At 45.1% G+C, this 22,141-nt stretch carries 16 protein-coding genes; 1 reads left to right on the plus strand and 15 read right to left on the minus strand.

Annotation, left to right across the window (positions count from 1 at the left end; all coding sequences use genetic code 11):
• Window positions 1-52: 52 nt before the first annotated feature.
• The 13 genes from KJ365_RS02270 to rluC form a co-directional block, all read right to left on the minus strand.
• Window positions 53-1,420, minus strand: a complete 1,368-nt coding sequence (locus tag KJ365_RS02270) for a DUF1329 domain-containing protein (protein WP_214449982.1) — start codon at window positions 1,418-1,420, stop codon at window positions 53-55.
• Between the two features lie 11 nt (window positions 1,421-1,431).
• Window positions 1,432-3,501, minus strand: a complete 2,070-nt coding sequence (locus KJ365_RS02275) for a DUF1302 domain-containing protein (RefSeq protein WP_214449983.1) — start codon at window positions 3,499-3,501, stop codon at window positions 1,432-1,434.
• A 171-nt stretch (window positions 3,502-3,672) separates the two neighbouring features.
• A complete protein-coding gene (locus KJ365_RS02280) occupies window positions 3,673-3,894 on the minus strand; it encodes a DUF2835 family protein (protein ID WP_214449984.1) in 222 nt (73 codons plus the stop codon).
• Window positions 3,895-3,912: 18 nt separating this feature from the next.
• Window positions 3,913-6,528, minus strand: coding sequence for an aminopeptidase N (gene pepN, locus KJ365_RS02285; RefSeq protein ID WP_214449985.1), 2,616 nt, complete (start codon window positions 6,526-6,528; stop codon window positions 3,913-3,915).
• 97 nt (window positions 6,529-6,625) lie between these two features.
• The gene (gene nhaC, locus KJ365_RS02290) at window positions 6,626-8,098 is read right to left on the minus strand and encodes a Na+/H+ antiporter NhaC (RefSeq protein WP_214449986.1); all 1,473 of its coding nucleotides are present in this window, start codon (window positions 8,096-8,098) and stop codon (window positions 6,626-6,628) included.
• A gap of 12 nt (window positions 8,099-8,110) precedes the next feature.
• Window positions 8,111-9,436, minus strand: coding sequence for a sodium-dependent transporter (locus KJ365_RS02295; protein WP_214449987.1), 1,326 nt, complete (start codon window positions 9,434-9,436; stop codon window positions 8,111-8,113).
• 41 nt (window positions 9,437-9,477) lie between these two features.
• The gene (gene prc / locus KJ365_RS02300) at window positions 9,478-11,529 is read right to left on the minus strand and encodes a carboxy terminal-processing peptidase (protein ID WP_214449988.1); all 2,052 of its coding nucleotides are present in this window, start codon (window positions 11,527-11,529) and stop codon (window positions 9,478-9,480) included.
• A 37-nt stretch (window positions 11,530-11,566) separates the two neighbouring features.
• On the minus strand, window positions 11,567-12,214 hold the full coding sequence (proQ, locus tag KJ365_RS02305; RefSeq protein WP_214449989.1) for an RNA chaperone ProQ: 648 nt from the start codon (window positions 12,212-12,214) through the stop codon (window positions 11,567-11,569).
• Complete coding sequence (locus KJ365_RS02310) at window positions 12,215-12,520, minus strand: hypothetical protein (protein WP_214449990.1); 306 nt, start codon at window positions 12,518-12,520, stop codon at window positions 12,215-12,217.
• Window positions 12,517-13,002 (minus strand): free L-methionine (R)-S-oxide reductase MsrC, encoded by a 486-nt coding sequence (msrC, locus tag KJ365_RS02315; RefSeq protein WP_214449991.1) that lies wholly within the window; start codon window positions 13,000-13,002, stop codon window positions 12,517-12,519. Before msrC ends, KJ365_RS02310 begins: the two co-directional genes overlap by 4 nt.
• A gap of 26 nt (window positions 13,003-13,028) precedes the next feature.
• Window positions 13,029-13,742: an SIMPL domain-containing protein gene (locus KJ365_RS02320; protein WP_214449992.1), complete on the minus strand. Its 714-nt coding sequence runs from the start codon at window positions 13,740-13,742 to the stop codon at window positions 13,029-13,031.
• 51 nt (window positions 13,743-13,793) lie between these two features.
• Window positions 13,794-14,429: an HAD family hydrolase gene (locus tag KJ365_RS02325; protein ID WP_214449993.1), complete on the minus strand. Its 636-nt coding sequence runs from the start codon at window positions 14,427-14,429 to the stop codon at window positions 13,794-13,796.
• The gene (gene rluC / locus KJ365_RS02330) at window positions 14,419-15,366 is read right to left on the minus strand and encodes a 23S rRNA pseudouridine(955/2504/2580) synthase RluC (RefSeq protein WP_214449994.1); all 948 of its coding nucleotides are present in this window, start codon (window positions 15,364-15,366) and stop codon (window positions 14,419-14,421) included. Before rluC ends, KJ365_RS02325 begins: the two co-directional genes overlap by 11 nt.
• 465 nt (window positions 15,367-15,831) lie before the next feature.
• Here rluC and rne point away from each other — a divergent pair, with 465 nt between their 5' ends.
• Window positions 15,832-18,657, plus strand: coding sequence for a ribonuclease E (gene rne / locus KJ365_RS02335; RefSeq protein WP_214449995.1), 2,826 nt, complete (start codon window positions 15,832-15,834; stop codon window positions 18,655-18,657).
• Window positions 18,658-18,755: 98 nt separating this feature from the next.
• Here rne and KJ365_RS02340 read toward each other — a convergent pair whose 3' ends face one another.
• Window positions 18,756-19,313 (minus strand): DUF2058 domain-containing protein, encoded by a 558-nt coding sequence (locus KJ365_RS02340; RefSeq protein WP_214449996.1) that lies wholly within the window; start codon window positions 19,311-19,313, stop codon window positions 18,756-18,758.
• Between the two features lie 9 nt (window positions 19,314-19,322).
• Window positions 19,323-21,989, minus strand: a complete 2,667-nt coding sequence (gene topA, locus KJ365_RS02345; RefSeq protein WP_214449997.1) for a type I DNA topoisomerase — start codon at window positions 21,987-21,989, stop codon at window positions 19,323-19,325.
• Window positions 21,990-22,141 lie beyond the last annotated feature (152 nt).

Below are 22,141 nucleotides of genomic sequence, written 5' to 3' on the forward strand. Positions count from 1 at the left end.
ATCCCATTTTTTTAGTGATAAAAAAACGGTTGGCGATGCCAACCGTTTATTCTTAACGTTTGCCTTCGCGCCTCAGCGCCTGAGGCGTAAAATCTCCGTCCGTCGGTCGGACAGTAAAGTCATACATGCGCTCTTCATTATCTAATCCAATCGCAATGTAACGACGAGAGTTTAGATCATGATAGACGTCAAGGGTAGACCAATGAGTAAGAATATCGTAATAATTTACACCGTAGGCAATGGCCACACGGTATAGCTCGTCACGGTTATCGTACATATCAGCAACTTGAATCTGCCAGCTATCTTCATCAATGTAGAAAGTACGCTTTTGATAAACATGTCTAAACTCGTCTTTTAGCGTCGCTTCTACTACCCATACGCGATGCTTCTCAAAACGGGTCAAATCTGGGTTGATATGCCCTTCGTGGAGAATGTCCTCATACGTCACTTGGTCGCTATGAACCGCGTAGTTGTTATAGGCAACATACATTTCTTGCTTGCCTTTTAACTCCCAATTGTAACGATTTGGAGAACCGTTAAACATATCGAAGTCATCCGTAGTACGCAAGCCATCAGCAGCTGTACCCGGTGCATCATAGGCAATGTTCGGCGCACGACGAACGCGGCGTTGACCAGTATTGTAGGTCCAAGCTTGACGCGGCTCTTTTATTTGGTCAACAGTTTCGTGCACTAATAGTGCGGTACCGGCCAGACGCGCTGGACTCGTAACCGATTGCTTAAACTTGAACAAAATGTTCTCTTCAAGAAGCTGCTCTGGTGTCATGCCAGGCTCGGCGTATTTAATCATCAGTGTTTCATCAAAACCGATTACGTTAAATGCACCACCGGCAGTTACTGCAGCCTGGCCGCCAAAACGTTGCACTGCAACACCACGATAACGCAAAATGTGGTTCCAAATTGCTTCTAGGCCGTCATTTGGAATTGGAAAAGGGATACCAATTGCTGCGCCCTGAATACCATTACCATCTTGTAATAATTCCGCACGAGTTGCATTTGCTAGGGTTGCATCGTAAACCTCTTGAGGGTTTGACGCTGTTCTGCGAGTTTGATACACCGGCATTCTGTAAGTGTCAGGGTAAGTCTCAAACATTGCTTGCTGACCCACACTTAAAAACTCAGCATACTCTTTATAATTTGCCGCGGTAATAGTAAATAAAGGCTTGTCGTCTGGAAAAGGGTCTATATGAAACTCACCAGGCACATAACCGGCCGGTGGCGCAGTAATCCCACCGGTCCATTCAGGAATACTACCGTCAGCATTGCCCGCTCTCTCAGCACCAAGGGGTGTGAGATCGGCGCCTAGTCTAGCAGCCTCTGCCTCTGATACCTTTGCTGCTACCGAATGACTGGCTACTGCGAATGCGATACTCGCCGCAACTACACCAAATTTCTTCATCATATATAAAGTCCTTAAATTGCGTATTTAATGTTGAACGAAGCGAAGTCTCTATCACTTAATGCATTGGTAGTACCTATACCACCCCAAAACGCACTATAAGAGGCTGTGAAAGACCACTTGCTTAAATAATCGAACGTGAAACCAATGTTGGCTGATTTGCGGTCCTCAATAAACAAGAAGAAAGGATCAGGCGTCGTGCCATTTACATCATGAGCAAACGTTGCACGCGCGCGTAAATTGATACCTGCAAACACGTTATTAAAGTCTGCTACCGCTAATAAACGATATCCCCAAGCACCTTGACTGGCGAACGGGTTAGTTTCTGGGCCGTTTGACAAGCCAGTATGTAGACCTTCACGACGATTATTAGTTCCAGGAATCGGTTCGAGAGAAGGTGTTCTGCTCGTTCCTGGGGCATTTAAACGAATCACTTCAGGATCTGGGAAATCAACGATATTTACGTAACCCGCTTCACCTAAAAGAATTAAGTTATCGGTACCTAATGCTGGGCCAAATACGTGTGATGCTGTTGCCTGAATCTGCCAGGTGTCTGATAATAAGAAACCTTCAGCTGTCTCGCCTGGACCAACACCGCGACCGATGTTGTTAAGTTGAGAAATACCTACTAAATCTGGTCTCAATCCTGCATTTGCAAGCTGCTCAGGCATAGCGGTATATAGCAATTCTACGTCGTCAATTTGTAGCGGCTCGTCAACGCGGTAAGCGAATTCACCCGCTAGTGCTGTTTCGCCAATATTGGTATTAAAGCTCAAGCCGTATAACTGTATGTCTTCTGGGTAAGCAAAGCGCGTTTCGGTAAAGGCACCTAAATCAGTCACGTTATCACGGGTAATTTCGGTGCTTGCAATGATACCTAGGTCGCGCTGAATACTTTCTGCAGAGAAATCAGAGGTTACGCCCGATACCAACGGACGCTGTGAGTGATAGTTAATGTAATACAAACCAAACTCAGTTTCGTTGAGGTCTGCTGCAAACCAACCAAGCTTGACACCAAACTGCCCTGAATCACTCGCTTCATCTTGCGCGGCATTACTTGGTGCACGAACAGCGACTTTCGTTGGATAAGCTAAATACAACTGACCGGCAGTTTCTGGCGTAATTGCGCCAGCGCGCAATGCATCCCCAATACCATTTAAGCCACTTAAAAGTGTGTTTGCATCAATATCTGGGTTACCGGTAAAACCAAGTTGGATATTGTTAAACGAACCGCCCTCGCCCGCAAAGTCGTTCGTTGCGAAATAACTTCCTGCAACAGGTAACAATGAGCGCTCGTATTCATATTGATAGTAGGCTTCTAAGCTCAATGTATCGGTAAGACCAATCGTACCGTAAACCATGCCCACCGGAATAAATACTTCTCTGGCTTCTACACCAGGTGCACGAGCACGTGTCACGTCAACAGGATTGGTCGTGTTTATACCGTGTTGGATGAAAGTGCTCTCACCCCACGAAACCACTTGATCGCCTACACGCAGACTTGCTGGCATATCACCGATATCAAAATCAGCGTAAACGAAGAAGTCTAACATGCGCACATCGCGGCAAAGCTCGTCGCGTGCTTCTGGGTCTTGGCACGGGTCAACCGTTATTCCTGTAATTGGGTTTTGCCAATCACGGTCGCTGTCCATCAACTCAAAATCGTAGAAATAGAAACCACGAGCAAAGAACCCAAAGTTCTCATAAGCAATGTCTAACTCATGCAAGCCGACAAACTGGGTCGAGAAGGCCTGACCTGGGTCAAAACTTAGGTTACCTAAGTCACCGTTTGTTGAATAGGCACCATTTCCAGCAGCCCAAATATCTGCGCTTTGGTAAATCGGATTAGTCGCGGCGTTGTAACCAGTCCAGTTAAACTGAGGGTCGTTGCTGTTACCAATAAGGCTGAAGTCTCTATCTTCAGTACGGATGCTGGTTGCAAGAGTAAAGTTTGAGTCAAGGGTGACATCGACTTTACCAAATCTCCAGCTTGCTGCAGTTGCGTTGTATGAGGCAGCAGCCAAAACAGCAGCAACACCTATTGCTAACGTTGACTTCTTATATGCGCTAGGCTTCTTTATCATGTGGTTACCTTCTCCAAAACTATCGTTACTACGATTAGTGTAGACACAAGTGTTCAATTAACAAAATGATTACATCATTTTACATTATTCGCAAGAACTAATCGTACCAGTTAGCCCTGAAAGCCCTATTTTCTGGCATTTTCTTTGTTATGTGCGCATTTAATACACAAATTAGTTCAATTTTTTTAACGATTTGATTTTATTGTTGGCGTCAGTGATAAGTTCAAACTGACCGTAAATACCATCTGGTAACAAAAAAGGACGCAAATTTTCCTTAGGTAAACGAACCGTCTTGCCAAGATGCGTATGCACCACCACATAACGAATTTGTTGCTGGTACATATCTTGGCATTCTGCATAGCTCATTTGAATCTGAAATAGATATCGTTGCATACCAAAAACCCATCCTACTTACGCTTTTGATAACGTTTTCGATAATTTTTCAAATAAGTCTCTACTCAGACCTTTTGTATTGAACAAACGCGTTAACTGAGACTTTATCAATTCCTGATGGCCTGCAGCATAACGTTGCAATTGCAGCATGGGGGTGACAATACGAGCCGCCACCTGCGGGTTCAAGGCATCTAATTCCATGAGATAATCCACAACGTAGCGGTAACCACTGCCATCTGCAGCATGAAATCCAGCGGTGTTATAAAACGCAAACGTTCCCATGACTGCCCGAACCTTATTTGGGTTTTTTATCGAAAAAGTACCGTGGGCTTTTAATAAATCCAGCCGTGACAAAATATCGGTGCGAACCGCACTTGCCTGCAATGCAAACCACTTATCCATCACGACGGGATCGTGCCCGTATTGGCCTTCAAATCGCTGCATAAGTGCATCAAAAACATCTGCATCGGTTTGCTGCACTGCTTTAATCGCAGCCAATTTATCGGTCATATTGTCACTGCTAACATAGATGTCGGTAAATGAAATTGCACCTTCACCTACATTGGCACTCGCAATCGCGATAAGTTTACAGCACACCGACTTTAGACTGCGCCAGTGCACTTGGCCTTGTTCATAAGCATAGGCTTGATTGCTTTCACGCTTGAGCGTTTTTAGCGCCCAAGTGTGAGCACTTTTTGCTAATGCTTTGTGCACCGAATCTCGTGAAGCATCTAAGGTTAACGGTAAAAGGTTTTGATACTCTACCCCAAGGGTTTCAAAAGACGGGAGGGTTAAGAGCTGGGCTACTACGTCATCAGGAAGGTTTGAGCTTGCGATATACGTCAGCAATTCGTCAAACAGCGGTGCTATCGTGTGCTCAAGTGCAAGAGACATTCCCCCCTGATTTGCATATATTTCACCAATCAACATCGCATATAGCTTTTGGCTTGCATCCCACTTAGCATAGTGGCTCTGAGCAAATCGAATGATATGAATTAAATCATCTTTAGAGTAGTTATACTTCACCGTAACCGGCGCAGAAAAGTCGGCTAGTAAGACTGGAACATAGCGCTGGGTCTTGTCTGGCAATGGCACACATTTTTGCTCTGCGTCTAGGATAAGCGTTCCGTCATTCGTGCCACTAAGTAAATGCTCTTGGCCACTTTCATCAATCACAGAGATATTAAATGGTATGAATAAGTCTTCTTTTACCTGTTGGTCGGCCGTAGGCGCATTGTATTGAGACACAATAAGCTCGCCTATCTCTGAGGCGATCACTTTTATCTGCGGTGTACCTGATTGCGAGTACCAACGTTTAAAATGCGTTAAGTCCACATTATTGGCATCTTGCATAGCCTGTACAAAATCATCACAGGTTACCGCTTGGCCGTCGTGACGCTCAAAGTAAAGGTCCATGCCCTTTCTAAAACCGTCTACACCTAACAAGGTATGCATCATTCGAATGACTTCAGCCCCCTTGTCGTAAACCGTTACCGTATAAAAATTATTCATCTCTACCACTTCGTCTGGACGAATGGGATGACTCATAGGCCCTGCATCTTCAGCAAATTGATGTTCGCGCATCACTTTAACCTGACTAATACGCGTACCTAACTCGCTGCTCATGTCTGCCGAAAAGCGTTGGTCACGGAAAACTGTTAACCCTTCTTTTAAACTTAACTGAAACCAATCGCGACAAGTCACACGGTTACCCGTCCAGTTGTGAAAGTATTCGTGAGCAATAATGGACTCGATATTAAAATAATCATCATCAGTGGCAGTACTAGGCTCGGCAAGGACAAATTTCGAGTTAAATACATTAAGCCCTTTATTTTCCATTGCGCCCATGTTGAAAAAATCTACAGCAACAATCATGTAGATGTCGAGATCGTATGCTAAGCCATAGGTGTCTTCATCCCATTTCATCGCACGTTTTAAAGACGCCATTGCATGATGAGCCTGATGAAGACGACCTTTGTCTACATACACTTGTAGCGCAACACTGCGCCCTTCAGACGTTATAAACGTATCTTCTAAACAATCAAAGTCACCCGCGACGAGGGCAAACAAGTAGCAGGGTTTATAATGCGGGTCGTGCCACACGACTTTTCGACGACCGTCAGGCATAACAAAATCGTCAGTTTTATTACCATTACTAAGTAGTTGCTTGAGGTTTTCATCATCGCTAATAATCGTTACGGTATACACCGACAATACATCAGGCCTATCCAGGAAATAGGTAATCTTTCGAAAGCCTTCGGCTTCGCATTGCGTGCAAAACGCATTACTGACATAGTACAAGCCTTCAAGGGATGTATTGGCCTCGGGCGATAAGGTATTTTCTATCTCCAGCACGGTTGATTCACCGGTGATATTAATTTCTAACGCTGAGTCTGACACGGTGTAATCCGTATTTTCTTCGGCTTTTCTACCGTCGATATACAGACTTTGCAAAACAATATCTTCACCGTCCAAGCTTATTTTTGTTGCGCTATCGTCATTACGCGTAACCAAAAGCTTACTTGTCACGCGACTATTGGCTTTAGATAGTTCGAAACATAGCTCTACGCTATCGATAGAGAAAGCACAAGGCTGATAATCTTGACGGCGCTTAGCCTGCATCATAGATGACATAGGGACCCCTAGTGGAGAATGAGAATAAAATGAAAACCCTTAAGCATAAGCGATGCACTCGAGTATGACTGCGGGTACATCTTTTCAAGGCGTAGCTCTACGCCTTATATGTTGTACGCAATTCTACTTTTGGTGGTTCTAAACGCAGGATTTTTATTCCCGCATAAGCATATATAACAGCCAAAATAGGGTTCAGAAGGTTAAAGAAAGCGTAGAATATGTAGCTAAACGGGTGCACACCGAGAACGCTATGCATGTAGGCACCACAAGTATTCCATGGAATGAGCGGTGATGTAATGGTACCACCGTCTTCAAGGCTGCGTGATAAATTGAGTTGATGTAGGTTACGTTTTTCAAACTCTTTTTTATACATGCGCCCAGGCATCACGATACTAATGTATTGGTCTGCAGTAACAAGATTAGTTCCAATACACGTTAGTATTGTTCTAGACACCATGTCACCGGCGCTATGCGCGCCTTTCAATGCAGTGGATACGATCGCTGTTAGCAACCCTACTCGCTCTAGTACTGCACCGAACGACATGGCGCAGATAATCAGCCAAATCGTATTGAGCATACTTGACATCCCGCCGCGTGATAATAGGTCGTTCAAGTTATCATCGGGGGTTGTAAAACTTACGCCGTCAAACATGGCGGTCCACACCACCATCAGCTTGGTGATAAAATCAGAAAAATCCGTTTCCAACATGTTAGAGACGACTTCTCCTTGAAAAATGAGTGCCCAGATCGCACCGAGTGCCGCGCCAATCGACACCGCTGGAAATGCTGGCATCTTGTTTACGGCTAAAAGCAACAATACGAAAAGTGGAATCAGGTTATACCAAGCAATATGAAACTCTTGCTGGAGCAGCACCTGCATTTGCTCGATTCGAGAGGTAGTGCTTGCGATATCTTCTTGCAGGCCAAGGAGTGAAAACAGGATAAGCGCAATGCAAAAACTCGGTATGGTCGTCCACATCATATATTTGATATGTTCAAAGAGGTTTGTACCAGCAATCGCAGGGGCTAAATTGGTGGTTTCGGATAAGGGTGAAAGCTTGTCACCGAAATAAGCGCCTGAAACAATCGCGCCTGCGGTTATGGCAAGTGATAAATCCATGCCGCTGGCTACCCCAATCAACGCAACACCGATGGTCGCAGCAGTTGTCCATGAACTACCGATACTCATGGCTACCACCGCACAAATGACTGCAGATGCAGCATAGAAAAACGTCGGGCTGAGCATCGATAGTCCATAATAAATCAACGTAGGGACAGTGCCGGCCAACATCCAAGTGCCAATCAGAGCACCAACCGCCAATAAGATTAAACAAGCGCCTAATGACATAGATATGCCGTTAACCATGCCCTCTTCAATGGATTCCCATGTGTGACCATTTTTTAAACCGATGATGGCCGCTAAGAACATGCCAATTAACAAGGCTATTTGATTTGGGCCGTAGGAAGATGCATCGCCGAATAGATAGACGGCACTGCCCATTAGGACAACAAGCATGACAATGGGAATTAAGGCATCGGTGAGTGTCGGTTTTTTTATATCTGTGCTCATATTAGCTTAGCCTTACATTATCGAACGATAGAACATGGTAGCAATCACCACTGGACAGACAAACTTTACATACCAAGGCCAAATTTTCCAGAACAAACTGTTCTCAATGTCAGCACTTCCTTGTTTCAACTCGTCTAAAATCTCATTGCGTCGCCATATCCAGCCAGCAAAAATACACAATACTAACCCTAATAATGGCTGACTGTATTGATTAGTAACGGTAATAACCAGCCCAAACAACAACTCAAAGTTAAGCACAATGGTTGCGCTTAAAACAAACACCAGTATTGTCAAGATGATGGTAGCTTTTTTGCGGCGCATGCCTTTATTATCCACTAAGAATGCCACAGGCACTTCTAGCATCGAGATAGACGACGTTAATGCTGCAATACTCATCAACAAGAAAAAGGCAGATGCTACGACGGTGCCAACAACCCCCATGGTGGTGAACAACGATGGCAACACTTGAAAAATAAGGGTTGGGCCCTCTATTAACTTGCCTTCAGAAAATATTTCAACACCGTTCGCTAGCGCCACATACATCGCAGGAATAATTAACATTCCCGCTAAAATAGCAACCCCAATGTCGACCAAAGCAACCGAGGCTCCCAGTTTTGGCAGGCTTTCTTGAGATTGTATATACGAGCCATATACCAGCATCGTGCCAACCCCTAGAGACATAGAGAAAAACGCTTGACCCATGGCGTCAATCATCAGATCGGGCGAGAGCACACGCTCTACATCGGGGATGAGAAACACTCGCCAACCCTCAAGTGCACCGTTTTGAAAACTGACATACACGATGAGAGACACAATGAGTATCAATAACGTCGGCATCAACCGCACAGACCACTTTTCGATGCCACCGCTTACGCCACCGTTTACCACCACTGCAGTAACAATCAGGAATATCACCATGAAAATTAAACTGCGTACGCTCGAGTCGGCAGTAAACCAAGGGATGTCGACGGTAATGACACTAAGAAGTGCATCAACAAGATGAGAGAGCATCCAACCGGCAACGATGCTATAAAAAGCGAGGATAAAGATAACGGTGATGGCACCAACGCTGCCGGTAATAGTACCAAAGGCATTGCCAGATATGCTGCGCAAAGCATCAATCATGTTTGCGCGCTTGGCTCGGCCAATGATAAGTTCAGCCATTAAAACTGGGTAGGCCAATAAAAAGGCCATACACAGATACATCAGTACAAATGCTGCGCCGCCATTTTCAGCGACCTTAGTTGGAAAGCCCCAGATATTCCCAAGACCAACCGCAGACCCGGCAGCGGCTAAAATAAAGCCGATCCGAGATGTGAACAGGCCGCGTGCCGCCATAACTACCTCTTTTTATTATTATTCTCGGTATTGTTATTTTTTTAAGACCGAGTGTTAAACGCGTAACTTCCAGATTCAATCATATCAAACGTAATATTAGCGGCTTCTGTTAAAAACGGGTCGATTTCTTCAAGTGCCTCTGGTAAATCTCCATCTAGCGACTCTAACAATGGCAACCCTAAGCGACTAAGACGCTCATTGGTACGCTCTAATCGTTTTACTTCATTTTCTTTGCGCTCTGCAAGACGTTCAGCCTTTACGAGTGATATATATTTTCTGTCTTTATCGAGATTGTATTGCTCAATATCTTTAAATATATACTGAAACTCTGGATCTTTCATCGTACGCGCAGCATGCTTGGCTGTAAGCACATCGATGGTATTGCGAGTATCAGGAAGGGTTGAATAGTTCGCGCGTTGAATACTATCCCACGGGAGCGCATTTTCTTCTCGGCTTTCACCCCACTCTTCTGGATCGATTGCAGACGGGTATAGGATATCTGGCAGTACGCCTTTGTGCTGAGTACTTCCACCGCTGATGCGATAAAACTTAGCCATTGTGTATTGCACTGCACCGAGTTTGTTATCAAAGAAGTCATATACTCGGCCAAGTGAACGATGCTGTTGCACAGTACCCTTACCGAATGTCTGTTCACCGATGATGATTGCTCGATTAAAGTCTTGCATGGCTGCTGCAAAGATCTCACTGGCCGACGCGCTGAATCTATCGACTAGCACGGTTAAAGGGCCATCGTATTGAACGATACCATCTTTATCTCGATTCACCTCTATATGCCCGCTTTCATGACGAATCTGAACCACCGGACCTTTATCGATAAACAAGCCACTTAGCGCAACAGACTCGGGCAACGAGCCGCCGCCGTTACCGCGCAGGTCAACAATAATCCCTTCAACGTTTTCTGCTTTTAATTCATCTAGCAACGCAATGACATCAACGTGTAGCTGATGATAAAAAGACGGTATTTCGATGACGCCTATCTTCTTACCGGCGTTCGGACCTTCTAAGGGGTTAATGATTTTTGATTTCGCTTCGCGGTCTTCTAACTTAATCTTGTCACGTACAATAGCAACTTCGACAATGTTTTTAGTGTCGGTTCCGCCTTTTTGCACCTGCAATGTGACCTCACTACCTTTTGGCCCTTTGATTAGGTCAACGACATCGTCTAAACGCCAACCGACCACATCGGTAAAGGAAGTATCGTCTTTTTGTGCCACGCCAATAATTTTGTCTGAAGGCTTAATCGCGCCTGATTTGTCCGCTGGCCCACCAGGGACGACACTGATAATGGTTGTATGCTCTTCTTCAATACGCAGCATAGCACCAATGCCTTCAAGGGAAAGATTCATGTCTTGTTGAAAGCGTTCGGTTCGCTGAGGTGATAAATAGCTAGTGTGAGCCTCTATACTTCTGGCAAACGAGTTCATCACCGCCTGAAACACGTCTTCACTTTTAGTTTGACCGAGGCGTTTAATTGCAAGGCTATAGCGTTTTTTCAAGACCTCTTGGGTTTCTTCCCATGTTTTATCCGCTAACTGCAGATTAAGCGCATCGTACTTAACACGTTGACGCCATAGCTCTTGAATCTCCGCTTCAGTAACAGGCCAATTTGCCTCTTCCCTATCGTAATAGAACTTATCCCCCTCTTTTGAGAAATCAAAAGGCTCGTCTAACAAAGTAAGTGCGTATTCGAAGCGTTCTTTACGGCGCTCGAGGTTGAGGGAATACATGTCATAAGCAATGTCCAGGTTGCCAATGCGGATAGCTTCATCAAATTTGTCTTTATTGACAGCAAAGGCATCGATATCAGAGGCCATAAAAAAGTGTTTACTGTTGTCTAAAGCATCTAAATACCGCTGAAACATTTTTTCAGACAAGGCATCATCAATTTTGACTTTCTTGTAATGCGCTCGGGTAAATAAGTCAGATATTCTTTTGGCAGCGATAGAGTGCTGCTTCTCTTGATTTAGCTCAGGTAAAGTAAAGACTTCGCTAGTAGGTTCAGCCTGTAAAGCCCCTATGCAAAGTAATGCAGAAACTGCTAAAACACTGACTCGTACTGAAAATTGCTTCATCTGACTTCTCTGCATCTATATTACCTTTTTAAAACGCCTATTCGATAAGTGCACGTAACTGTTGTTGTTGCACTTTGACCGTCATACCTGAATTAAGTTGCACAAACACACCGTCTTTACCGACCTCTGTCACCGTTGCGGGCATGGGCTGTTTGCCGACTTTCACCGATACTTTCAAGCCTACTTTTAACCCATCTTCAGTCAATGGAGCAACCTGCATCTTAGTTTGCGCCGGTGCGTTTGGTTTACGTTGTGTGTTTGAACGCTTGTTTGATGTGCTATCAATGCTTTTGCCACGAGATGCTTTTCGCGCTTGCGGCTTGCGGGCGGGCTTTTGCTGCTCTCGTTTTTCAGCTGCTTTTGCTTTGCTTTCTTTGAGCTGCTCTTGGGCATGCTGTGCATGTTCAGCTTCGACTATATCGCCAAGCTCGCCAAATAAGTCAACGCGCTGATTACCCTCTTTAACTGATGATAGGTACTTCCATCCACTTGTATAATGGCGCAAAGACATTCTCAGAAGGCGTTTACTAAAGTTTTCACTTTCGCCCAGTTCAGTTGCAAGATCTTGGAATATGCCTATTTTAAGGGGTTTTACTTCCCCGTTGAGGACGAAGCACTTAGGAAATCGCTCAGCCAAATACGCCAAGGCCTCTTTTACGTTCGTCAATTTTTGTTGTTCCATCAATTAGTCTTTTATCGCTGTGTTATCGCCATCTAAGTTGGCATTATTCCAAGTATTGAACAGATGATCCACCCAATCGAGCAAATCGTCAACCTCAATATCACCTAAATGCTGGTCTCGATGCCAGTACTCCCATGTATCTGAAAGCAATTTCTCTAACTTATCTGTTTCAATATCCTCGTCTGCACGGTCATACACCATGTGCAAAATTTCATTGAGTTGATCACTCGCAAGACTAGGGTCATCGTGCCAGTCATCCATATCTTCAGGTGTACTGAGCACCATATGAATATCAACGACGTGCTTCAAGATACACTGCTCAGTTGCATCACATGATAATGCTCAACAAAACATGCAACGAGTTGTTCTAAGCCTTTTTGATCGTCTTCATCAAAACGACTAAAAATTGGGCTATCGATATCTAACACCCCTATTAACTCATCATTTATCACGATTGGAATAACGATTTCTGAGTTAGAGGCTGCGTCACAAGCAATGTGACCGGCAAAATCATGCACGTCATCTACGCGTTGAGTCGTTCTTGATAGTGCGGCCGTCCCACACACTCCTTTGCCCATGGCAATTCGAATACAGGCTACTTGCCCTTGAAAGGGGCCTAATACCAACTCCCCCTCTTTATATAAATAAAAACCTGCCCAGTTGACGTTGGCTAATTGATTAAACAGCAAGGCACTTAAGTTTGCCATGTTTGCAATTAAATCCTTTTCCCCATGAATAATGGAGCCTGCCTGCTGGACGAGGGTATGATAGAGCGCTTGTTTGTCGGTCATATTGTGTTTACTTAAATAACTCTTGCTTAACGTTTAGTGTGGCTGACTGTAAAAAGTTCAAAGACGACTTCTACTTGAGTGCGTATCGTATTTTCACCGGGCAACGAGGGCGAACCATCAGAAGCGGTGGCCATTAGCATGCGTCCTCGGCTTTCAAACATATGTTCAGGCGGGTTGGTCCCATCGCTCATAAACATAACATGCCCTACTTCCATATCCATTACCTTGGCCATCTCTTTTGCTTTTTCACGTGCATCTTTGAGGGCTTCATTAGTCAGTTCGCGCTTGATTTTTTCAATATTGGTATTAATCAGTTCAAGCTGACTAATTTGCTGAGGCTTGAGCGCAGATACCTGTTCAATCAGAGCGTCAAAAGCATCAATGTCGTGATGCGTGAAATACACCGTACGACGATAAACAAAGCCCCGTTGGGTGCGTTGTTGCTCTTTATTTTCAAACCATGGATACACCGTGACATCCATCGAGCGAATGTTTTCTTCTTTTACACTCAATGCAAGTAACATCTTGGTTGCATCTAGTACATCGTCGTCAACCTTTTGCTTAATACCGACTAAATCTTCACCGCGACGCTCGAATGTGAAATGCATCTTAAATGCATCTGGGGTCACTTGATGCGTTGCTTCGCCTGTCACGGCGATGGTTCTCACAGCCTGCGCTGATGCTGTATTGGCTATTACTAAAAGCGCAATAAAGCCTACTAATTTTATATGAAACATCATGTTCCCCTATTTTTTAAACACGCTAATAAGGCTTCGCATATCGGGTTTAGTTTAAATATAATTCAATATCTCACTAAATTCATCTATAACGCCCACTGGCTGATGCTCTAAAAGCGATTCTGATGAGTGCACGCCGTAAGAGACACCTAAACGGGGCATGCCGATATTTTGCGCCATCTGCATGTCGTAAACCGTATCGCCCACCATCAACACCGACTCAGGTGGTACCTGCCACGCATCAATTAACTGTATCAACATGTCAGAGGAAGGTTTTGATTCTGCCTCATCTGCACATCTCGATGCTGAAAAGTAATGTTTGGTGTCGCTGTGAGACCAGGCCCTTTCCAGTCCGCGTCTCGCTTTACCGGTGGCCACCCCAAGCACATGTGATTCCTTGAGACTGTTGAGAGTGTCAATAGCCCCGTCAAATAATGGACTGGGTGTTTGATCTTGCTCTATAAAAATTTGTTTGTAGTGAGAAGCCACGACTTCAGCGCGCTCTAAGTCAATAGCAAACAGTTGAGCAATTGCGGGACGTAAGCTGATCCCAATAATGTGCTCTACCGCCTCACTACTTGGCACAGGTAAACCCGTCTTAATAGCGGCGAGTTGCATACATGAGACAATTTTTGCCGCAGAATCCATGACTGTGCCATCCCAGTCGAAAATAATATGGCTATAGCGCATCAAAACGTTCCTCTATTAACATGCTTAACTTGTCGTCATAAGGAGCAAAAAACGATACCTGCTCTTCCGTTCTCGGATGAATAAAGCGTATTTTTGATGCGTGAAGAAACAATCGTTTGCAACCGAGTCCTTTAATACGTTTATCAAACTCAGGGTCGCCATACTTAGGATCGCAGGCAATTGGATGCCCCGCATGTAAACAGTGCACCCGAATTTGATGAGTGCGGCCAGTAATTGGCTTGGCCTCTACTAAGGTACTGTGAGTATAGGTTTGAAGCACACGATAGTGGGTTTCGCTAGGTTTACCTTCATCGCTTACCTGCACCATGCGCTCTCCACTTTGAAGGGTGTTTTTATACAGTGGCGCTTTTACCTTTCCTCGGTTTTTTGGCCAAGTGCCGCTCACCAATGCGTGGTAAATTTTATCGACTTGATTATTGCGTAACTGTTCGTGCAAATGACGAAGGGCTGAGCGCTTCTTTGCAATCAGCAAACAGCCTGAAGTGTCCCTATCTAAACGATGCACCAGCTCGAGAAAAGGCGCGTTAGGACGTAAAATACGCAAACCTTCAATCACACCGTAATGCAAACCACTGCCGCCATGCACTGCTACGCCAGAGGGCTTGTTAAGCACAATGAGTCGTTCGTCCTCATACAATATCGCGGATTCTAAGTATGCGACTTGCTGCGCAGAGACATCTACCGCCGCTGGCGCTTCAAGGCGCACAGGTGGAATACGAATCTCATCGTTAGCTTGTAGTTTGTACTCGGGCTTAACCCGCTTTTTATTCACGCGAATTTCACCTTTTCGCAAAATCCGGTAAATTTTGCTTTTAGGCACACCTTTTAGCACTCGCATGAGATAATTGTCGATGCGCTGATGTTGCTCATCTTCTTCTATGCGAACAAATTGCACTTTATCGTAGGAAGTTGTCATAAGACCTTGCAATACTTGTAAATTTTCTCGACATTTCGATATCTAGCGTTAAGTTTCTGTGATAGTATCACGTCTTGTGTGATTTGGTTGCTCGATATGTGGGCAAACGCCCTAAGACCAAGTGAAAAGACTTGGCGCAATCAAATAGCAAATTCGCTGAATTATTAAAGACGCGAGTACATTGCACATAATTTTTTTTAGATGTTTAAATGATGGTTATCGCACAAGCGAAGCATTACAGCTAGTCATTTAAGCCAATACCATGACGTCATACTTGACCGAATAGCAAACAGATTTACCTCCGGGGTATTAGAAGTTACCGCTGGAGAAGATAAAACGAAATGAATCATTGTCACTCACAAAACAAAATGTTTTGTACAATTTGATGCCGTATTTAGCACAATCGCGAGATTCTGCTGTGTATTTGTTTGCTGCTAGGTCTGGTAAATAACAGAGCTAGACAATATGAAACGTATGTTAATCAACGCTACTCAGCAAGAAGAGTTGCGTGTTGCCTTAGTAGATGGCCAAAAACTCTACGACCTCGATATAGAAAGTCCCGGACACGAACAAAAGAAAGCAAATATCTACAAGGGCACCATCACTCGCGTTGAGCCCAGCCTAGAAGCCGCCTTTGTTGATTATGGCGCTGACCGCCACGGTTTCCTTCCTCTTAAAGAAATTGCTAAAACCTACTTCCCCAAAGGCTACAAGTTTGAAGGTCGCCCGAATATTAAAGAAGTTATTCGTGAAGGCACAGAAGTTATCGTGCAAATCGATAAAGAAGAGCGCGGCCAAAAAGGCGCAGCCCTCACCACCTTCATCTCGTTAGCGGGAAGCTACCTCGTACTTATGCCAAACAACCCTAGAGCCGGCGGTATTTCGCGTCGCATAGAGGGTGATGAGCGCACCGATTTAAAATCCGCCATGAGTGAGCTAGAAGTGCCAAACGGCATGGGCCTCATTGTACGAACCGCTGGTGTTGGTAAATCAGCGGCAGAATTAAAGTGGGACTTAAGCGTTCTACTTCATTACTGGGAAAAAATCTCAGAAGCGGCTGAATCTAAGCCCGCCCCCTTCCTTATTCACCAAGAAAGTAATGTGATTGTCAGAGCAATACGTGACTATTTGCGCCGTGACATTGGTGAAATACTTATCGATAGCCCTGCCATATACGAGCAGGCTTTGCAGCATATCGAAGTTGTCAGACCAGACTTTGTAAGCCGCGTTAAACAGTATCAAGGCAGTGTACCGCTGTTTTCGCATTACCAAATCGAAAGCCAGATTGAGTCTGCGTTTCAACGTGAAGTGCGTCTACCCTCTGGTGGCTCAATTGTGATTGACCCTACAGAAGCGCTTATTTCTATTGATATTAACTCCGCTCGTGCAACTAAAGGCGGTGATATTGAAGAAACCGCCTTTAATACGAATTTAGAAGCGGCAGACGAAATAGCCAGACAGTTACGCTTGCGTGATGCCGGTGGTTTGGTCGTTATCGATTTTATCGATATGACCCCAGTTAAGCACCAGCGTGAAGTTGAAAACCGCATGAAAGCAGCGGTAGAAAGCGACAGAGCCCGCATTCAGCTTGGCAAAATCTCTCGCTTTGGTTTACTTGAAATGTCGCGTCAACGTTTGCGCCCTTCGTTAGGCGAATCTGCACATAACGTTTGTCCTCGTTGTGATGGTCACGGCACGATACGTGGTAATGAATCCCTAGCACTTTCGGTACTGCGTATCATTGAAGAAGAGTGCATAAAAGACAATACCGGGCAAATCGAAGCACAGCTTCCTGTCGCGGTAGCCACTTACTTGCTCAATGAAAAGCGCAGCGACATCGCCGCTTTAGAGGTGAATCATAAAGTTAACTTATTGATTATTCCTAATCCAAACTTAGACACTCCTCGCTATCAAATTCTTCGCAGAAAGAGCGCAGAAATTGTGAACGATATCAGTTATAACGTTGAACTGGTAAAAGAGCCAGAAAGCGCTGCCGACACCAAATCAACACAAACCGTTAAGCGTGAAGAGCCTGTTCTTCAAGGTATGAGTGCACCTTCACAAGCGCCTGCCGCTGCACCCGCTCCCGCTTCAACTGAAACGGTAAAACAGCCAGGACTCGTCAGTAAACTCGGCAAATGGTTATCTGGCTTATTTGCTACAGAGCCTACTCCGCCACCGAAGAAAACGCATCCTCAGCGCAAACGTTCGTCTTCGCGTAACAATAAGCGTCGTACCGGCGGTCCTCGTAATAGACAAGATCGCAATGAAAATGCTGAAGCCGATGGCAAAAATACAGATGCAAATGCAGATAGAGGCGAGCGCAATAAACCGCGCAATAAACGTGGCGGTCAAAACAGAAACGCCGACAAGCGTGACAAAGCCAATGTCGAGAACGTAGAAAAGACGCAGCAAGAGACTCAGGCAAAACCAGAGTCAGCTGACGCACCTAAAAAAGAAGCGCGCAAAAAAGCGCCTACTCAACGTCGCAGTCGTCGACCAGCAAGACAAAGTGTTAGGGTTTCAGATGACGCCAAAGCCAGTGAAGTTGCAGAGCAAGGCGCGGTTGTAGCACCAGTCGCTCCGGTCAGCACTCCTGAAGTCGCGCCTGAGGCAGCTATTGAAAAGGCACCTGCAGTCGCAGCAGACGTCAATACACAGCCAAGCGACGTAGCTCCTATTGAAGCAAAAGCAGTTGAGCCTGTAGCCGATGCCAAAGCAGATCAAGCGCCGGTTGAAGCGCCATCAAATACTGAAGAGCCTGCAAGTGTTGAAGCTAGCGCTGAAGCACCTGAAGTTACCAAGCCAAAGCGCGGCCGTCCTAGACGCTCAACTAAAGCAGCAAAAGCTGAAGTTGCAGCAGACAAAGACAGTGCAGCAACAGCAGAATCAGAGCCTAAGCAACCGGAGCTTGCGTTTGACGCCCACGACACGCCATCTGACGTGGCAGCTCAGGCTGAAACAATAGCGACTGAACCGACGGATAATAAACCGGTTGAAAGTGAACCGGTGGAAAGTAAACCCGCTGAAGCACAATCAGCACAAACAACTGAAAGTGCATCATCAGCCTCTTCGGTAATGCGAGCGTCTAGTCAAACGATTAAAGCGCCGCTAGCACGCTTCTCTCATCCGATGGCGAATCCAAAATCCGTGGATATGCCTGAGCCTCGCACATATTCAGCAATGAGTGACGACGCTCGCGGAAAATTTGCGACAGCCGGAACCCCCGCTGTTATATCGAATGCATCGTCTAAATCAAGTGCGCCGAGTGCAACCCCACCAAGCAGTTAATAGTGCCTTGGTGCGGTGTGCATCGCAGTGAAACAAAAAACGCCAGTATGATACTGGCGTTTTTTTAGTTTATGGTCCCTGAAAGCTGAACGCTTGGATCACCACATGAGATCATCAGGAATATCATAATCTGCATACCAATCGTCATCGGCATCTGCTTGCGCTCTGTTTTCTGAGGCTGTGTTAGCAATATAAATAACGGCTTGTGGCATTCTCGTTTGAATTTTATCGGCAACCGGCAACGGCACTAGCTCATATTCGTTGTCTTGATAAGACACAATAGCAAGTTTGGCAGCAGTGACATCTTTGTGGGTCCGCTCACTGACATACAAGCGTTTAACCTTGTTATTGTCGGTAAAATTGAGCACCACATCCCCATTATTTTTTGGCTGCGCATTCACCTTGATAAGGTTAATCACTTGCGCTTTGATCTCTTTTTGCTGCTTGAGTTCGCGTTGCTGCGCTGCTAACTCACGATCTTTTTGCTGCTTAGCTATCCTTGCTTGCTCAGCTGCAGTTTTAGCGGCATCTTCAATCACGGCCTTTTTATTTTGCTGTTTGGCTTTTACTTGTTTATGACGCTCTTTTTTGGCCTTTTGTGCCTGCTTTTTGTCGGCCAAGCCAGCTTTGAGTAATTGATCTTGTAATGAACTCATAAAATACCGTTACTTTTTCTTTGCCTTCGCTTTAGGTTTAGACTTTGGCTTACGTTTATCGTCCGCTACCCATTTACCCGTATCGTACCAAGCCGACCAACCCGTGGCTTTTTTGTCTTTATCTTCCGACATAACATACTGTTGCTTGGTTTTTCGACTGTATCTCACTACCGTTGGATTTCCGTCTGGATCGGTATCTGGAGCATCAGCAAGGTAATAAAACTTAGGTGAAATTCTATCTCTAAATTGCTTTAACTCTTTAACTAACGGTGCTCTTGTCTCGCGCGACTTTGGAAATGTCGAAGCGGCAAGGAAAATACCAGAAGCGCCATCTCTTAAAACAAAGTGAGCGTCAGAGTTTTCACACACAAGTTCGGGTAAAAACACCGGATCTTCTTTCGGTGGCGCAGCTTCGCCATTTTTAAGGAGTTTACGTGTGTTTTTACACTCTTCGTTGGTACATCCAAAGTATTTTCCAAATCTACCGTTCTTAAGCTCCATATCGCTTTGACATTTATCACACTCGATAATCGGCCCGTCGTATCCTTTCAGCTTAAACGTGCCCTTTTCAATCTCATAACCTGTGCAGCTAGGCGTATTCCCGCAAATATGTAACTTGCGATGCTCATCCACCAAGTAACTGTCCATTGCCGTCTCACAAACTGGACACCGTCTTTTTGCTCTAAGCGCTTCAGTTTCTAACTCATCTTCATCAGTGACTTTTACCACTTCATCGCCAGGCGTGAGATTCATAGTTTGCGTGCAGCGCTCTTTGGGCGGCAGGTTGTAACCGCTGCATCCAAGAAACACGCCGCTGCTCGCTGTGCGCACATTCATATGACGTGAGCACGTGGGACAGTCAATCTGAATGGGTACTGCTTGATTCGGTTGCATGCCCCCATCGTCTTCGCTTAATTCCGCTTTATGTAATTGTTCAGAGAATTCTTCATAAAATCCATCTAAAACACGCTTCCACTCAAGCGAGCCATGAGCAATATCATCCAAGCGCTGCTCCATTTTAGCGGTGAAGTCATAGCTGATAAGGTCTTGGAAATTTGCTACTAAACGGTCATTAACAATCTCACCCATTTTTTCGGCATAAAAACGTTTATTCTCAAGACGAACGTAGCCCCTATCTTGTATAGTGCCAATGATATTTGCGTAAGTAGATGGGCGACCAATTCCGCGCTTTTCGAGTTCTTTTACCAACGAGGCTTCATTAAAGCGAGCAATGGGTTTGGTAAAATGTTGTTTAGGCTCTAACTGTTTTAACTTAAGGACATCGCCGGTTTTTACATTGGGTAATTCACCGTCGTTATCGTCTTTGCGCTTCATTTGGCTTAGAACACTCGTCCAACCATCGAATACTAACACCCGGCCTTTTACTGTCAGTTCATAATCGCCGGCAGCCACTTTGATCGTGGTAGCGTCATATTTGGCGTTGGTCATTTGGCAGGCAACAAACTGACGCCAGATCAGCTCGTACAAGCGCTGTGCGTCTCTTTCCATCTCACCTAGACTGGCAGCCTTAATCTTGACGTTTGACGGGCGTATGGCTTCGTGAGCCTCTTGTGCGCCATCTTTGCTGCCATACTTGATCGGTGCATTGGGCAAATATTTATCGCCAAAGTCTTTGCGAATAAATTCGCGACAATTCTCAACCGCCTCACTGCTTAAATTGGTTGAGTCGGTACGCATGTAAGTAATGTGGCCCGCTTCGTATAAGCGTTGTGCCATGGTCATGGTCTTTTTCACACCAAAACCTAAGCGAGTGCTGGCTGCCTGTTGAAGCGTCGAGGTAATAAACGGTGCCGAAGGTTTACTTTGTGTCGGCTTAGAATCCCTACTCACCACTTTATAGTCTGCAGACTGCAGTTGCGCTAGGGCTTTATCGGTGTCAGCTTTATTGGTGGGTTTAAAATTTGCACCTTGATACTTTTGCACCATCATGCGTAAGTCTTGGGAGGCTTGGGTGCTTAAATCTGCGTGCACATCCCAGAACTCTTCGGGTACAAACGCTTTTATTTCACGCTCTCGCTCAACTACCAAGCGCACAGCAACAGACTGAACCCTGCCTGCGGAAAGGCCACGGGCCACTTTCTTCCACAACAAAGGTGACAGCATGAATCCTACGACTCTATCTAAGAATCGTCTTGCTTGCTGGGCATTGACGCGAGCGATGTTGACATCACTAGGATGTGAAAACGCTTCCTTTATTGCCGATTGGGTAATTTCGTTAAACACGACGCGCTGAAAGTGCTTATCTTTGCCTTTGAGAAGCTCTTGGAGGTGCCAAGCAATGGCTTCCCCTTCTCTATCCAAATCCGTCGCGAGGTAAATAGTATCGGCGTCTTTCGCCAGCTTTTTAAGTTCGTTGACGACCTTTTCTTTACCGAGTAAGACCTGATAGTGCGCTTCCCAGTTTTGTTTTGGGTCAACCCCCATGCGGTCAACGAGTTTGTTGTACTCATACTCTTTCAGGTAACGCTCTTTTTTGGCCTCAGACCAAGTATTAAGTTCTTTGGCTGGCTTTTTAGGTTCAATATTGCCAAGTGACTTAGTAGGAAGATCGCGTACATGTCCAACGCTAGATTTTACAATAAAATCCTTACCTAGATATTTATTAATCGTTTTTGCTTTTGCGGGTGACTCGACGATAACTAATGATTTAGCCATTAAATAAGAAAACCTTTTATTTTATAGCCGCTTATATGTATTTAATAACGGCTATTATGGTGTCGTGTGTTATTTCTCTTTTTTAACATATATCTACAAAGTGAATAGAAAACAAGTTGATATATATAATTATCTGCGCACATATGGGTAAA

The organism is Glaciecola sp. XM2 (assembly GCF_018595715.1).
Classification (GTDB): domain Bacteria; phylum Pseudomonadota; class Gammaproteobacteria; order Enterobacterales; family Alteromonadaceae; genus Glaciecola.

What these genes read in the sequence shown, in the direction of transcription:
- KJ365_RS02320 (WP_214449992.1), bottom strand. Translation starts at nt 13,742, where the DNA reads ATGATGTTTCATATAAAATTAGTAGGCTTTATTGCGCTTTTAGTAATA.
- KJ365_RS02270 (WP_214449982.1), bottom strand. Translation starts at nt 1,420, where the DNA reads ATGATGAAGAAATTTGGTGTAGTTGCGGCGAGTATCGCATTCGCAGTA.
- nhaC (WP_214449986.1), bottom strand. Translation starts at nt 8,098, where the DNA reads ATGAGCACAGATATAAAAAAACCGACACTCACCGATGCCTTAATTCCC.
- pepN (WP_214449985.1), bottom strand. Translation starts at nt 6,528, where the DNA reads ATGTCATCTATGATGCAGGCTAAGCGCCGTCAAGATTATCAGCCTTGT.
- KJ365_RS02280 (WP_214449984.1), bottom strand. Translation starts at nt 3,894, where the DNA reads ATGCAACGATATCTATTTCAGATTCAAATGAGCTATGCAGAATGCCAA.
- rluC (WP_214449994.1), bottom strand. Translation starts at nt 15,366, where the DNA reads ATGACAACTTCCTACGATAAAGTGCAATTTGTTCGCATAGAAGAAGAT.
- rne (WP_214449995.1), top strand. Translation starts at nt 15,832, where the DNA reads ATGAAACGTATGTTAATCAACGCTACTCAGCAAGAAGAGTTGCGTGTT.
- KJ365_RS02325 (WP_214449993.1), bottom strand. Translation starts at nt 14,429, where the DNA reads ATGCGCTATAGCCATATTATTTTCGACTGGGATGGCACAGTCATGGAT.
- msrC (WP_214449991.1), bottom strand. Translation starts at nt 13,002, where the DNA reads ATGACCGACAAACAAGCGCTCTATCATACCCTCGTCCAGCAGGCAGGC.
- KJ365_RS02295 (WP_214449987.1), bottom strand. Translation starts at nt 9,436, where the DNA reads ATGGCGGCACGCGGCCTGTTCACATCTCGGATCGGCTTTATTTTAGCC.
- topA (WP_214449997.1), bottom strand. Translation starts at nt 21,989, where the DNA reads ATGGCTAAATCATTAGTTATCGTCGAGTCACCCGCAAAAGCAAAAACG.
- KJ365_RS02275 (WP_214449983.1), bottom strand. Translation starts at nt 3,501, where the DNA reads ATGATAAAGAAGCCTAGCGCATATAAGAAGTCAACGTTAGCAATAGGT.
- KJ365_RS02340 (WP_214449996.1), bottom strand. Translation starts at nt 19,313, where the DNA reads ATGAGTTCATTACAAGATCAATTACTCAAAGCTGGCTTGGCCGACAAA.
- prc (WP_214449988.1), bottom strand. Translation starts at nt 11,529, where the DNA reads ATGAAGCAATTTTCAGTACGAGTCAGTGTTTTAGCAGTTTCTGCATTA.